Genomic DNA, 15,019 nt, shown 5'->3' with positions numbered 1-15,019 from the left:
TTAAAGGGTATGAGTCAAATTATTGATGGCAAATTTGTTTCTGAGACAATGAAGGCCTCGATTGCCAAAGAAGTGCAAGAATTAGTAGCAGCAGGTCAAAGAGCGCCTCATTTAGTTGCCATTTTAGTGGGTAACAATGGTGCATCCGAAACCTACGTAGCCAATAAAGTGAAGTCTTGCGAAGAATTAGGTTTCACTTCTACCCTTTTAAGATTTGACCCGACGATCACTGAAGCTGAATTATTGGCCGCCGTTCAAGGCGTAAATGATAATCCTGACATGGATGGACTGATTGTTCAACTTCCATTACCAGATCATATTAATCCGGACAAAGTCATGGAGACCATACATCCTTCAAAAGATGTTGATGGTTTTCATCCAATCAATATCGGGCGAATGGCCAAAGGTTTACCAGCCTATATTTCTGCCACGCCTCAGGGGGTATTGGACTTATTAGCTTATTACAATATTCAAACTTCAGGAAAGCATTGTGTGGTGGTTGGAAGAAGTCAAATAGTAGGTTTACCTATGTCGATTTTAATGCAAAGAAATCATCCTCAGGGGAATTGTACCGTGACCTTGACACACTCAAGAACTCCAAATTTAGAAGAAATTTGTGCTCAAGGGGATATTGTGATTGCTGCTTTAGGAAAGCCTGAATTTATCAAAGCCGCTCACATCAAAGAAGGTGCTGTGGTCATCGATGTAGGCTTAACGCGTGTAGAGGATCCAAGCAAAAAATCTGGCTTTGCATTGAAAGGAGATGTCGATTTTGCCGATGTTGCCCCTAAATGTTCTTATATCACCCCAGTACCCAAAGGAGTGGGTCCTATGACCATCGTCTCATTGATGAAAAACACTTTGCTGGCAGCTAAAGGAACGATATATCCTAAAAATTAATCTTCTTTATACTCGATTATAATAGCGATGAAAAACTCCTAATGGAAGCTTTTTATCGCTATTGTCATTTAAATATAATTCTCCAGATTCAGCAGAAGAAGGTACATCAAAAATACCATTCATGAGATTTTCTACGACCAAAGTAGAAAATCCAAGCGAGTACACATTACTTAATAAGAGATGCTCAGCTGGATCTAAAATTTCCTTGACAGATAATAATAAATCTTCTATTTGTTCTTCCAAAACCCATTTTTCACCGTCTGGGCCACGTCCATAGGCGGGTGGGTCTAAGAGTATACCTTGATAGAAATTTCCTCTCCTAGCCTCTCTTTTGACAAATTTTAAGGCATCTTCCGCCATCCAACGAATGCCATCTAATTTGGAAACTTCCATATTTTCCCTGGCCCAAGATAAAACCGGTTTTACCGAATCTACATGGGTTACTTCCGCTCCCATTTGTCGGCACACTAAACTCGCTCCGCCGGTATAAGCAAATAGGTTTAAGAACTTAGGATTTGTTTTTTTAAATAATGGAATTTTTTGTACTAAAAACTCCCAGTTGGAGGCTTGTTCAGGAAATAATCCTACATGTTTAAAAGAGGATAAGGATATTTTAAACGATAAATTCAATCGTTCTGACTTATATGGCATAAACCATTTGTCTGGTACTTTTCCTTTTATCTCCCATTGGCCACGTTCTTGACTTCCTTTTTCTTTTTTGAAATGAGCATGACTTAATTTTTGCCAATCATTCTCAGTGAGGGATTTTGCCCAAATAGCCTGAGGTTCAGGTCTTCTAACGGTAAATTCTCCAAATTTTTCCAGCTTTTCAAATCCACCTGAGTCGATTAACTGATAATTTTCTCCCCAAAATTGTGGAGTTTCAATGGTAATGGATGTGGACTGCTTCAAAATTATTTCTGGATTTCTATCTTATTTAAAAAATATACGGACCTACGTCCTTCTTCATTGGAGATCGTTTGATAACCATTGGCTAGGTAATATGGCCCAAACCAATAATTTAATTCAGAACTACTGCTTCTCCTGATTTTATCACCTTCATTATCCGTGCTAATGTTTTGAATACTCTCACTTTCTGACCTTCCTTGATTTCGAATTGTCTTGGTGATAATTTGATTGTCCAAATTAAATGAAAGTACGATTTGATCCCCTTGAATGGAGGTTTTGATCTTTTGAATCAATTTTGGTTCTTTTAAATCTTTCATATCAATGCAGTGATCCCACAAAATATCACCTTTCTCATCCAATTCAACGATCACAGCATGCGTATAAACCCAACCATCAAATTGTTGTTGATTACCATAATAATTAAATCCACGGTAGCCCCATGGACTGTAATAGCTGGAATAAGGTGAGTATAATCCATAATATCCATAACCCCAACGGTACGGATTATACATCATGCTCCAGGGAGAATAAAAGCCTCCTAGTCCCATCATGGTGCCATATGGACCGAAATTATTGTATTTATAATCTGGGTAAAAAGATTCTGCCACAACTATGTAATGGTCGCCCTTTTTAATGATTTCATGAATTAATAAGCGATAATCCAATCGGAGATCTTCCCCTTTACTTTCTTTATCCTTGATTTTCTTTTCTTGTTTTTCCTTTTGTTTAGGCGTCAAAAAGTTGAAAAAGTTGGAAAACTTGGTGAAGCTATGAAATTTAGATTGCAGTAATTCGCCATCCAAATATGAATTAAAATAGATTCCTTGCGAACTAGGTCCTTTGGATGAGCCAATGGTTGTTTTATGGCCATAAGTACCTACAATTACTTGTAATGAGTCATTTAACTGTGTTGATTTGGCATTCATCATAGCAAATTCCTCGTTGGGATTCATGATGATTTGCCCGATTTGTCCACCATCTTCATCAAAAGATTTGATGATTAATTGATAATTTTTAGCTCTATTTCCAACAGAGTACGTAACATTTACTTGTTGTTGTATGGAGTCTAAATCCATGGACTGAATTTCAGCTTGCCCTTTAACCACAGCTGGGAGTATACGCGTTTTTCTTTCTTTTAAATTGGTAAATAAAATGACAGGTTGATTATTTACAATACCGCCAATGAACAGTGATTCATTCAAGGCTTTGAAGTTAGAAATCTCCATGCGGTCCACGGAATAGATTTGAAACTTCTCATAACTACCTTTGGATACATTCACACGAACAATTTGGTAGGAATTACTCTTAAAACGACTAAAAAGCAGGTTAAGTGATTTTCCATCGAAACTATGGTTAACATAATCCAAGCCATTATCAATGGTTCCATTGGTATACCAGACTTGTTCCAAGTTAGTGGAGAATTTTTGTATACTAAACTCTTGTTTACCTAACTGATTTAATATAATAACTCCTTGATTACCAATGGGTATGGTAAAAGATTCCAAGTCCTTTCCTCCTACTGGAAACTCAATTCTTTTACCAACTTGGGCATTAGCTTGAAAAATAAGAATACTTAGAAGGCTAGAAAAAAGAAATAGCTTGAATGGAAGAAAACGTTTCATAATATTATTCTGTTAGGCTCATGATAATATCAAATTCGGGTTTGTCAACTGGTGTTACAGAAAGTCTAGACTGCTTAATTAGGGCCAAGTTGCTCAAACGTTCATCTGATTTCATCTGTTTTAGTGTGACGGATTTTTTAAACTTTCGAATGGGAACTAATTCAACGACCACCCAGCGTGGATCGTCGGTAGTGGGGTCAGGATAGTGTTCCTTACTTACTTCAGCTAATCCAACCACCTCTAGGCCCTCATTGGAATGATAAAAATACACCCAATCCCCTTTCTTCATGGCCATCATATTGTTCCTAGCTTGGTAATTTCTTACCCCATCCCAAACTGATTTACCTTCTTTAACGAAATCATCCCAAGAATATTTGAACGGTTCTGATTTTACTAACCAATGATTCATATCAAGGAAATTTTGGGAATTTAGAGAAATCAGGTTTTCTTTTTTCTAAAAAGGCATTTTTACCTTCTTTCGCTTCATCCGATAAATAATAGAGTAAAGTAGCATTTCCTGCTAATTCTTGAATACCCGCTTGACCATCTAATTCAGCATTAAATGATGATTTAAGCATACGTAATGCAATCGGACTTTTTTCTAAAATGCGCTCACACCATGAAATGGTAGTTGCTTCTAATTGATCCAAAGGAACTACTTTATTTACTAAGCCCATTTGAAGTGCCTCCTGTGCATCGTATTGGTCGCATAAATACCAAATTTCTCTAGCCTTCTTTTGACCTACTACCCGGGCTAAATAAGATGCGCCAAAGCCTCCGTCAAAAGAACCAACATTGGGTCCAGTTTGTCCAAAACGCGCATTATCTGCGGCAATGGATAAATCACAAATCACATGCAATACATGGCCACCACCGATAGCCCAGCCTGCCACCATGGCAATAACCGGTTTAGGAATGGTTCTGATTTGTCTTTGTAAATCCAAAACATTTAATCGAGGTACTAAATCTTGTCCAACATATCCCCCATCTCCACGCACACTTTGGTCACCACCTGAACAAAAGGCTTTTCCTCCTTCACCCGTTAAAATTACTACACCTACCGAGGTGTCTTGTCGGGCTAATTCCATGGCTTCCGACATCTCCTGTACCGTTTTTGGGGTAAAAGCATTGTGTTTATGCGGACGATTGATGGAAATTTTGGCAATTCCATTGTATTGTTGAAATAGAATTTCTTCGTATTCCTTGATCGTTTTCCAGGGAAAATTTGATGTCATGGTTTATTCGTTTTCTTGGTTGTAAATCACATCCCAGGTATGGTCTGCTAATAAAGTTACTTTGGCTAAAAATCGGCTATATTTAAATGAGCGACCCCATTCATGAGGGGCTACCAAGGATAATAAATCCGTACCGTTTTCTTTTTCGTATAAATAGTAGGTTTCACTGATGATGGGTTCAAACCCCATAGCTGCATCGTAAATCCTTTCTGATATTTCTTTTCTTTCTGCTAATAATTTGGCTTGCTTCGCCAAAACTTCCATCTGCTCGTACAGCTGGTTCATTTGTCGATCCGTCTGCTGTCTCATCGCTTTCACCGAACGCCCCTTGGTTTTCCCCATATCCTCCGGTTTAATAACGGCTGAGCCCGCTGTATGGGCATAAGGTAAAAGTCCAGGGTTTTGGGCGACTTTATCAGGATTGATGGGATTCAAGAAAGGATCTTCAGACATGCTCAATTAATTAAGGTAAATCCTAGCTGTAACCCTCAAAATTAGAGAATGTTTGGTTAATTTTGGAATGATTCATTGAATATATGCTGGTAATTTCTCCAAAGTCCAATTCCTTCCCCATTCCATCCACTCCATTTGAAACTGAGGTGATCGAATTTTGTCAGTCATGGAATGCTGGAAATGAGTGGTTTGAATTCCATACCTCGGGTTCAACGGGGCATCCCAAAGCTATTCGAATTCATCGGGATCAAATGCTGCATTCAGCACAATTAACGGGTCAATGGTTAGGATTACAAGCTGGTAATACGGCCTTATTATGTTTACCTGTTAAATTTATCGGAGGAGCCATGGTGCTTGTTCGGGCCTTGGTTTGGGATTTAGAGCTTGTCATCATAGAACCAAGTAATCAACCTGAAATACCGACTGATTTTTCTTTTCATTTGACTTCATTGGTTCCCCCACAGTTGCAATATATTCTGCAAAATGAGTCCTTATGTCTGTCTTTTCAACAAGCCAAAGGAGTTTTAGTAGGCGGTGCCGCCATTTCTATCGATATTGAAAATCTGGCCAAACAGCAAGTTTTCCCTATATATTTAACTTACGGTATGACGGAAACGGTCTCGCATATCGCCTATCGACCCATTTCTTTAGAAATAGATGAATACCTGCGCCCACTTCCAGGGGTGGAACTTAAATTGAATCAGGATGCTTGTTTATGCATAAAATCCAGTGTTACTTCAAATGCATGGATTGAAACCAATGATGTAGCGGAATTAAGGGAGGATCAAAGTTTCAGGATATTAGGACGTAAGGATTTTATCATCAATTCCGGTGGAATGAAATTGATGCCCAGCCTTATTGAAAAGCATATTCAAGCATATTTTGTTAAAAATGGGCTTTCTAATCGCTCATTTGTAGCTGGTATACCCGATAAAGTATATGGTCAAATAGCTGTTCTTTTTATAGAATCAAAATTGAATCTGGCTTTAGATGCCCCATTAAGGCAATATTTATTGCGTCATTTGTCCTCAAAACAAATTCCTAAGTTGATTATTTACTTACCAAACTTCTTATTTAATTCAAATGGTAAATTGGATAACCTGAAAACGGTAGCTTTGTATCTCCAATCCTTATCCAAAGAATCTTCTGCCCATGACAAATTTTAATTTATTTTACGAGAGTGCCAATAATGTGCCGGCTCCCTATCATTTCGAAGCCTTGATTCGATTTGTTGAGTTTGGCTCCGACAATGCCTCTTTGGACGTAGAAATACAATATACTGACCGAGAAGATTTTTCAAAAGAAGAATTATTGGCGGAAGGCTTACCAACTGAAGAAACTTGGACTTGGAAAGGAAGTATTTCGCCAGCATGGCAACAAAGATTAGCCGCTAGATTTGATACCTATAAATCGGGATCTTGTAAGCCAAGGGATGAAGAACCTTTCATCATGTTGGAATATCCTAACAGTACCACCAAAGTGCCTAGAATGCTTGAAATTGAAGAAAACTTAATTCAAGAGTTTATTCAATCCATTTTCGAAACCGCAGGTAGAGAATTGCCCTTGTTTCTGGGCTTTCAGTTTAAAAATGAATTAGACGAATGGGTAAGGATTGAAGGTGAGTTGTCTTTTCAACACCTGAACTTTACCTATCAAGAATCAGGATCGGTTTTAAAAACAATTTCGGATTGGGATCGTTTACAAGCTTTAATGAATACCGTTTATATAGCTGATTTTCAATCGGATAAAGCTAAAGAAGAATTGAAGAATACCCAGTCGTTTGCGGTTTATCCTGGTGATGGTTTATGGTATGTAGCTGGGGATTCTTTACGAAAGCCCTCTGGTAACAATCGGTATTTTGATGGTTTAGAAAACAGTTTAAGAGAAATATTTAAGACTTAAAATCCATGGTTTCATCAACAGAAGATCAAATTGCAGAAGTATTTTGGATTCAAAAATCTACCTTATCACGTCTTAAAAATACGACGTATAAAGAACGTATTGAAAAATTGAGATCCATTGAAAAATACATGATTTCTCATAAAAAGGAATTGTTTGATGCTTTGTATGATGATTTTAAAAAACCTTCCTCTGAGGTAATATTAGCAGAGTTGCTGGGAGTAAAAAGAGAAATTGATCATATCTGCTCACATCTGAAATCTTGGATGAAACCGCAAAAAGTAGATACTCCTCTTCTACTTTTAGGTACCCAAGGTTACGTCCAAATGGAAGCCAAAGGTATGTGTTTAATCATTGCTCCATGGAACTACCCTTTCAATTTAGCCATCTGCCCCCTACTATTGGCCATCGCTGCTGGTAATGCCGTAATATTGAAGCCATCTGAATTAAGTCCTGCGACGTCTTCCTTCATAAAAAAGATGATTACGGTCCTTTTTGATCGAAGTGAAGTGGTTGTTTTTGAGGGAGATGCATCGGTTTCCACTTATTTATTGGAGCAAAAATTTGATCACATATTTTTTACCGGGAGTCCCATGATTGGGAAATTAGTGATGAAAGCAGCCGCTGAGCATCTTACTTCGGTAACCCTAGAGTTGGGAGGTAAATCACCCGCTATCGTAGGGCCAGAAGCGGATATTGAAGCATCAGCACAAAAAATTGCATGGGGTAAATTTTTGAATAATGGGCAAACATGTATTGCTCCAGATTATGTATATGTTCATGAAAGGCATTATTTCGCATTTCTAGAGGCCTTAGAAAAATCAGTTAACACGTTTTATAATCCCGAGAAAAAAGGTATTCAGCAAAGTAAAGATTATGCTAGGATTGTCAACTCAAGGCATTTTAATCGAATCGTGAATTTGTTAGAAGATGCTAAACTTCATGGTGCGAATGTATTATTTGGAGGCGAAACGGATGAAAAGGACTGTTACATGGCCCCAACCGTATTGACCAACTGTCACCATGATATGAACATCATGCGCGAGGAGATTTTTGGTCCTATTCTACCCATTTTGGTATATAAAGATGAACAGGAAATTATCGACCAATTAGCGAAAGAAGAAAAGCCACTAGCTCTTTATATTTTTTCTGAACAAGAAGAGTTTACTCAGCATATCCTAAAAAATACGAGCTCCGGAGGTGTGGTAGTAAATGATTGTCTGATACATTACGGACATGGAGAGCTTCCATTTGGAGGTGTAAATAATTCAGGAATAGGTAAAACAGGTGGTAAATATGGATTTATTGAGTTTTCTAATCAAAAATCTGTGTTAGTTCAACATAGTCGAATGATGAAATTTTTATATCCTCCCTATCATTTAAAGGTCCGTTGGATGCTTGATTTTATTCTAAAATGGCTTTAAAGAAATTATTTATTGTTTGGTTGGTTTTAGGCCTATGTTTTATTTCTAAGGCTCAATTAAATTATGCCCTATTAGATCAAAATCCAGCATCGATTCAATGGAAACGCATTCATGTACCCAATCAGCCGATACAAATTATTTATCCCAATGATGCAGATAGTTTAGCTCAATTGACTGCTTATTACCTAGAAAAACATGTCAATCAGGTTGGAAAAACACTACCAAGTAAACTTCATCCTTGGAAAGTTGTACTTCAAAATAGGGGAATATATTCCAATGGATTTGTTAGTTTAAATGCCCCCAGAGCTGAATTTTTTACTATTCCTACCCAAAATCCTGCCTTAGTTGGGACGAATGAGTGGTTGGAGATGTTGGTTAGTCATGAGACTAGGCACATGTTTCAAAACGAGTTAGGTCGACAAGGTTTAGCTAAGTTTTTTAGAAGTTTATGGGGGAGTAATGGTCAAGCATTGTACTCCAATTTAATTATTCCTAATTGGCTTTGGGAAGGTGACGCGGTAGAGACAGAAACAAAATTAAACCCAACGGGTAGAAGTAAAATCCCTGAGTTTTATTTGCCCTTGCATGCCTATTTAACCGAATATGGAATACCTTCTTATGGAAAATTGATGGGTAAGTCATATCGACAATTTGTCCCTAATCATTATATTTTTGGTCAATTTTTAAGTCAATATATTCGAAAAAAACAGGGTGATTCTGCCATTGGTTTAATCTGGCAAAATGCCTTGCAACGCCCCTATCCTTTCGCTTTTTCTTCTGTTTTGAAGAAAAAGACAGGTTTAAGTATCGACCGCTTTAGTCAATTGGCTTTGAAGGAATTACGGGATTCTATTCAAAAAAATAAAATATCTCAGACTGAGCCAGGTGAACAAATCAGTCCAAAAGTCTCCAAAGGTTTTACTCCTTATAAATTTCCATGTTGGATTTCTGAAAACACTTTTGTCGCTATTAAATCTGGTTTTTCTACAATTCCTGTTCTAGTAGAAATAAGCCATGGAAAAGAAAAAGTATTGTGCAAAATAGGTCCGATGGCAGAAATGAATATGTTATCTGCCACTTCGCAATGGATCGTTTGGTCTGAAATTAAATTTGATCCTCGATGGGGACAAAAACAAGGTACTAGATTGGTATTATTCAACCGAGAAACCAAAGAAAAGACTTTTTGGGATGGTGATGAAAAATGGTTAAACCCCTCTTTAAGCCAAGATGGGAAATTAGTGTTAACCCTTGTTCAAAATAATGCTGGTTCCTCGCACCTTTTGCTTTTGGATGTAGAAACAAGGCAATTGCTTAAAAAAATACATATTGCTGCTGGAGAACAAGTACTTCATGCCCGATTAGCAGATTTGAATAGAATCGTCTTCATTGTCAAAAAACAATATCAAAAATCGATTCGAATTTTGGATTTAGAGCGCTTAAACTTGCTTCATGAAATTCCATTAGGAAGTAACAACATTGCTTCTCCTTTTTTGCAGGGGGATTATGTCTATTTTAATGAGCCCGTCAATGGAATTGATCAAATTGTGCGTATTCATCTAAAGAAACATCAAAAACAGGTTATCAGCAATGCTCCATTTGGTGCATATTCTGCTCAAAGTTGGAATAACGAAAAGGTTATTTTTCAAACTTATCGTGCCTCAGGAGACGCTATTGTAGAGAAAAAACTAAGTGATCATGCCTGGAATACTTTAGAAAGCAACCCAGTAAAAAAACCATTCGATGAAATTAGACCGGCTTATGCTACTCAAAAATACTCCAAATGGAACATTTTTAATGTGTATTCTTGGGGACCGCTAATTGCTGCTCAAGGAAATCAATTGGAAGTCAGTCTATTATCTAAAAATATCACCAATACCTTCCAAGCGGGCTTAGGATATCAATTTGACCCTAATGAACGATCGGGTACCCAATTTGCCCGTTTTTCTTATCAAGGGCTATATCCCATTTTAGATGCCTCCTTTCAAAGTAGTCAGCGAAGTACCAGCTTGTATATTGATAGAAAAGCTCCATTAGATAGTTTAAGAACAGACAGATGGACCCAAACTAAAGGCGATGTAGGCATTCGCTTACCAATTAATTTAACTCATTCGGCCTTTTCAGAATTTTTAACCTTGTCTACTACGTATTCTTTTTTTCAAGTCGATGGTTATGATTTGCCATTGAGATATAAAAATGAAGCATTTAATGGCATGTATTCATCCATGACATATGCTATTTTCTATTCTAAATTATTAAATAGGGCCTATTGGGACGTACAATCACCTTGGGGATATCAATTTGGATTTAATTGGCAAGGAACTCCTTTTAGCCAAAATTTGAAGTCTGAAATTTGGTCTGTTCAATTAAAAACTTTTGTTCCTGGATTATTTAGGCACCATGGTATTTCCTTGCGTGGGGCATACCAGCAACAATCTAATGGAAATTATACATTTGCCAGTACTTTAGCATTACCTCGTGGTTATACCACTGTTTTGTATAATCGATTGTATACATTTTCAGCAGATTATAAGTTTCCTATTGCCAATACCGATTTTAATGTGGGTAGGTTATTGTATGTAAAGCGATTAAAAGGAAATATATTTTTTGATGCTTCACAAGGTGAAAATATCGCAAAAGATGGATCAACCACCACCACTTTCCAATCATTCGGTGTAGATTTGTCCTCCCAATTTCACTTGATGCGTTTTTCCCAAACATTTGAAATCGGAGTACGTTGTTTATATAAATCTCAAACAAAGCAAATCGAGTGGTATCCTTTGGTAATCGATATAGGATTTTAATTGTTTCTTGTATAGGCTTGTTGGGTTTCAGCATTCTTTTGTTCTCCTGTGAAACAAATCAGGATTCAAAAGGCGAAAAAATACCTCCGGCTACGGCATTTTTAAAAGGTGAGGATCCTCAACGGGTGATTCAATATATTAGTGCACTTCTTGAGGATAAGCCTTCTTCTTCGCTATATTACTTACGTTCTAAGGCCTATTTTAAACAAAGGAAATATATCTTGGCATCCGAAGATATTCAACGAGCCTTGCAGATTGAATCTGGGGATTTAGATTATTTATTTCTTTCAGCTCAGCTTCATTTTCATTTAGAAGAATATACAGAGGCATTAAAAGATGCTAAATCATTGGAGGAAGCAGGCTTTGCTACCCCTGGTTTATGGATTTTATTGGCAGAAATATATGCCCAGCAAGGTCAAGTTAAAATGGCTAATTACTATTTGGCTAAAAGTTTAAAAGTAGGGCTTTCTCCTAAGGATAGAGTGTATGTTTATACTTTACGTAATCTTTCTGTAGGCGATACCCTAACCTGGTTAAAAACGGTTCGAGATAGTAGTCAGGTTTATCTCTCCGAAACGCCGTTGGCTCGACTCTATTTTCAGCATCAAGGCGATAGGTTAGCGATGCTCGATTATCAAGCTCAACTTTTAGCGGCAAGGAAGAAATTTCCCAATGACCCACATTTATTACGTTATTGGGCTAGATTTTTGGCAAAGATTCATCAAATTCCAAGAGCAGAAAAGGTGTATGCTAGTGTTTTGGCCGCTTTTCCCAATAACCCAAGTTTATATGCTGAATTAGGAAGTTTTTATTTCAAAAACAGGGATTATTACAAAGCAATAGCCTTTTTTGACAAAGTGCCTTCAGGAAGTCCTTACAACACGGAAGCATTGTTTACCAAGTCGATTTGTTGGCTCTATTTAGGAGAAAGATTGAAAAGTATAGCCTTATTGGATTCAGCCCAGCGATTATACCCTGCTGATAATCGATTTAAGAGTCTACGATATCGATTAATGAATCGAAATTCAGATTCCACCCACATTCAAAAGGATAGTTTGTCAACAGAGACTCCTGAAAATTAAAATACGCTCCTAATATTCCTGCTTAATTTGTAAATTGCATAAAATTTGTACGAATGATAAAAATTACCTTTCCCGACGGAAATATCCGTGAGTATAATTCAGGTGTAACGCCTATGGAAATTGCCTTGTCAATTTCAGAAGGTTTAGCAAGAAATGTGCTGGCTGCCAAAGTGAATGATCAAGTAGTGGATGCCTCTACTCCTATTCAATCCGATGCGCAAGTTCAATTATTAACCTGGAATGATACCGAAGGTAAAAAGACATTTTGGCATTCATCTGCTCACTTAATGGCAGAAGCGATTGAAGCTTTATATCCAGGAACCAAGTTTGGTATTGGTCCGGCTATTGAAAATGGGTTTTATTATGATATTGATTTAGGAGGTAAAGAATTTGGAAGTGATCAGTTTAAGCAAATTGAAGACAAAATGCTTGAATTGGCCCGCCAAAAGAGTGAATATTTACGTAAACCAGTTGCCAAAGCTGATGCTATCGCCTATTTCCAAGAGAAAGATGATGAGTATAAACTAGAACTTTTAGAAGGTCTGGAGGATGGCTCAATTACCTTTTATACCCAAGGCAACTTTACGGATTTATGTCGTGGACCACATATTCCTCAAACGGGCTTTATCAAATCGGTCAAGTTATTGAGTGTAGCAGGCGCCTATTGGCGTGGAGATGAGAAGCGTAAACAAATGACCCGTATCTATGCCATTACTTTTCCTAAGGCAAAAGAATTAGAAGAGTATTTATTCTTGTTGGAAGAAGCTAAACGCCGTGATCATAGAAAATTAGGAAAAGAGCTGGAGTTATTTGCTTTCTCTGAAAAAGTAGGCCTAGGTTTACCTTTGTGGTTACCTAAAGGAACGATACTTCGTGAAAGATTGGAGAACTTCTTGCGCAGAGCCCAAGTACGTGCAGGCTATTCTCCTGTAGTGACTCCTCATATTGGTAGTAAAGAATTGTATGTGACTTCAGGTCACTATGCTAAATACGGTAAAGATTCATTTCAACCAATTCATACGCCGGATGAAGGAGAAGAGTTTTTGTTGAAACCGATGAACTGCCCTCACCACTGTGAGATTTATAAAACCAAACCACGTTCTTATAAGGATTTACCTTTGCGTTTAGCAGAGTTTGGTACAGTTTATCGCTATGAGCAATCCGGAGAATTACATGGACTTACGCGAGTTCGTGGTTTTACTCAGGATGATGCACATATTTTCTGTCGTCCAGACCAAGTTGAAGATGAATTCATGAAAGTGATTGATTTGGTTCTATATGTATTCAAGGCATTAGGTTTCAATGAATTTTCAGCCCAGGTTTCATTACGAGATAAAACAGATCGAGAAAAATACATTGGTCGCGACGAGGATTGGGAAAAAGCAGAAGCTGCAATCATTAAGTCGGCCCAAGAAAAAGGCCTACCTTATGTGGTAGAATATGGCGAGGCTGCATTCTACGGCCCTAAGTTAGACTTTATGGTACGTGATGCCTTGGGAAGAAAATGGCAGTTGGGTACCATCCAAGTAGATTATCAATTACCTCAACGATTTGAATTGGAATATACAGGGTCGGATAACCAAAAACATCGCCCTGTGATGATTCACCGAGCACCTTTTGGTTCATTGGAGCGTTTTGTGGCCATTTTGATTGAAAATACAGCGGGAAATTTCCCATTGTGGTTATCCCCCGATCAATTGGCCGTATTACCTATTTCTGAGAAATACGAGGATTATGCCAATGAAATCTATTTGCGCTTACAAGAGCGTGATTTAAGGGGTTATGTAGATCACCGTGATGAGAAGATTGGTCGTAAAATTCGTGATGCTGAAGTTTCCAAAGTACCCTTCATGATTATTGTAGGAGACAAAGAGCAAGCTGAAGGATTGGTGAGTATCCGTAAAAAAGGTCAGGGTGATTTAGGTTCTATGACTTTAGATGCGTTCATGGCTATTGCACAGGATGAAATACAACAATTGACGCACGATAAATAGATTTATTGGCGATTATCAATTGCTTGAAACTCTTTTGTTTGCAAATGCGTTAAAATTGATATAGCTTTCGAATTGAATTCAAGAATTAACAATAATTATTAAACGAAATTTTACTTTATGGCTTTACGCCCCAATAACAATTACCGAGGAAACAAACGAGAAGAGGAGCCTTACAGAATCAATAATTTAATCCGTGGGGTTGCAGAAGTGCGATTGGTTGGAGAAAATATTGAGCAAGGAGTTTATGAGTTTTCCAAAGCTTTAGCCATTGCTGAATCTCAAAGTTTAGACTTGGTGGAAATCTCTCCGAATGCCGTTCCTCCTGTTTGTAAGGTTATTGATTATGCTAAATTCAAGTATGATCAAAAGAAAAAGCAAAAAGAGATTAAGGCTAATGCTACGAAAACCGTCATAAAGGAAATTCGTTTCGGTCCTAATACCGACGAGCATGATTTTAATTTTAAATTAAAACATGCCGTGAATTTCTTAAAAGAAGGTGCTAAAGTGAAGGCTTATGTTCACTTCGTAGGACGTACTATTGTGTTTAAAGAACGCGGGGAAATGTTGTTATTGAATTTTGCCAAAGGACTAGAAGAATTTGGTAAACCTGATGACATGCCTAAATTAGAGGGTAAGCGTATGAGCATTATCTTCTCCCCTAAGGCGGCTAAGAAATAATTTCAATTTTTTTTCATCAAAA

The 15,019-nt window shown here is 37.5% G+C and carries 13 protein-coding genes; 8 read left to right on the top strand and 5 right to left on the bottom strand.

The features are described 5' to 3' along the window. The first annotated feature begins 9 nt into the window (after positions 1–9). A complete protein-coding gene (locus ACST15_RS01745) occupies positions 10–900 on the top strand; it encodes a bifunctional 5,10-methylenetetrahydrofolate dehydrogenase/5,10-methenyltetrahydrofolate cyclohydrolase (protein ID WP_459452928.1) in 891 nt (296 codons plus the stop codon). A gap of 6 nt (positions 901–906) precedes the next feature. On the opposite strand, the gene ACST15_RS01740 is transcribed toward ACST15_RS01745, so the two are convergent. From ACST15_RS01740 to ACST15_RS01720, 5 genes are read right to left on the bottom strand one after another with little or no spacing between them, the layout of a single operon-like run. Beyond that, positions 907–1,812 carry a class I SAM-dependent methyltransferase gene (locus ACST15_RS01740; protein ID WP_459452927.1) on the bottom strand — a complete coding sequence of 302 codons (906 nt, stop codon included), beginning with the start codon at positions 1,810–1,812 and terminating at the stop codon, positions 907–909. Between the two features lie 2 nt (positions 1,813–1,814). Next, positions 1,815–3,431 (bottom strand): hypothetical protein, encoded by a 1,617-nt coding sequence (locus tag ACST15_RS01735; protein WP_459452926.1) that lies wholly within the window; start codon positions 3,429–3,431, stop codon positions 1,815–1,817. A gap of 4 nt (positions 3,432–3,435) precedes the next feature. Next, entirely contained in the window at positions 3,436–3,840 is a 405-nt protein-coding gene (locus ACST15_RS01730; RefSeq protein ID WP_459452925.1) for an EVE domain-containing protein, read from the bottom strand. 1 nt (position 3,841) lies between these two features. After that, positions 3,842–4,666, bottom strand: coding sequence for a 1,4-dihydroxy-2-naphthoyl-CoA synthase (menB, locus tag ACST15_RS01725; RefSeq protein ID WP_459452924.1), 825 nt, complete (start codon positions 4,664–4,666; stop codon positions 3,842–3,844). Positions 4,667–4,669: 3 nt separating this feature from the next. Beyond that, positions 4,670–5,119: a DUF2452 domain-containing protein gene (locus tag ACST15_RS01720; RefSeq protein ID WP_459452923.1), complete on the bottom strand. Its 450-nt coding sequence runs from the start codon at positions 5,117–5,119 to the stop codon at positions 4,670–4,672. Positions 5,120–5,202: 83 nt separating this feature from the next. Between ACST15_RS01720 and ACST15_RS01715 the strand changes: the two genes are divergently transcribed. The 7 genes from ACST15_RS01715 (at position 5,203) to infC (ending at position 14,997) form a co-directional block, all read left to right on the top strand. Beyond that, positions 5,203–6,285 (top strand): AMP-binding protein, encoded by a 1,083-nt coding sequence (locus tag ACST15_RS01715; protein WP_459452922.1) that lies wholly within the window; start codon positions 5,203–5,205, stop codon positions 6,283–6,285. Next, on the top strand, positions 6,272–7,021 hold the full coding sequence (locus tag ACST15_RS01710; RefSeq protein WP_459452921.1) for a hypothetical protein: 750 nt from the start codon (positions 6,272–6,274) through the stop codon (positions 7,019–7,021). Before ACST15_RS01715 ends, ACST15_RS01710 begins: the two co-directional genes overlap by 14 nt. Positions 7,022–7,026: 5 nt before the next feature. Continuing rightward, positions 7,027–8,442: an aldehyde dehydrogenase family protein gene (locus tag ACST15_RS01705; protein WP_459452920.1), complete on the top strand. Its 1,416-nt coding sequence runs from the start codon at positions 7,027–7,029 to the stop codon at positions 8,440–8,442. Then, a complete protein-coding gene (locus ACST15_RS01700; protein WP_459452919.1) occupies positions 8,433–11,243 on the top strand; it encodes a BamA/TamA family outer membrane protein in 2,811 nt (936 codons plus the stop codon). Before ACST15_RS01705 ends, ACST15_RS01700 begins: the two co-directional genes overlap by 10 nt. Then, positions 11,210–12,325: a tetratricopeptide repeat protein gene (locus tag ACST15_RS01695; RefSeq protein ID WP_459452918.1), complete on the top strand. Its 1,116-nt coding sequence runs from the start codon at positions 11,210–11,212 to the stop codon at positions 12,323–12,325. The genes ACST15_RS01700 and ACST15_RS01695 overlap by 34 nt, the downstream gene beginning before the upstream one ends. A gap of 53 nt (positions 12,326–12,378) precedes the next feature. Then, entirely contained in the window at positions 12,379–14,319 is a 1,941-nt protein-coding gene (gene thrS, locus ACST15_RS01690) for a threonine--tRNA ligase (RefSeq protein WP_459452917.1), read from the top strand. Positions 14,320–14,436: 117 nt separating this feature from the next. Beyond that, positions 14,437–14,997, top strand: coding sequence for a translation initiation factor IF-3 (infC, locus tag ACST15_RS01685; RefSeq protein ID WP_109323029.1), 561 nt, complete (start codon positions 14,437–14,439; stop codon positions 14,995–14,997). Positions 14,998–15,019: the final 22 nt, after the last annotated feature.

The sequence above is a fragment of the Aquirufa sp. Wall-65K1 genome (genome assembly GCF_054558475.1).
The sequence above is the reverse complement of the archived record's forward strand: the minus strand, read 5'-3'. Positions and strand labels throughout refer to the sequence as shown.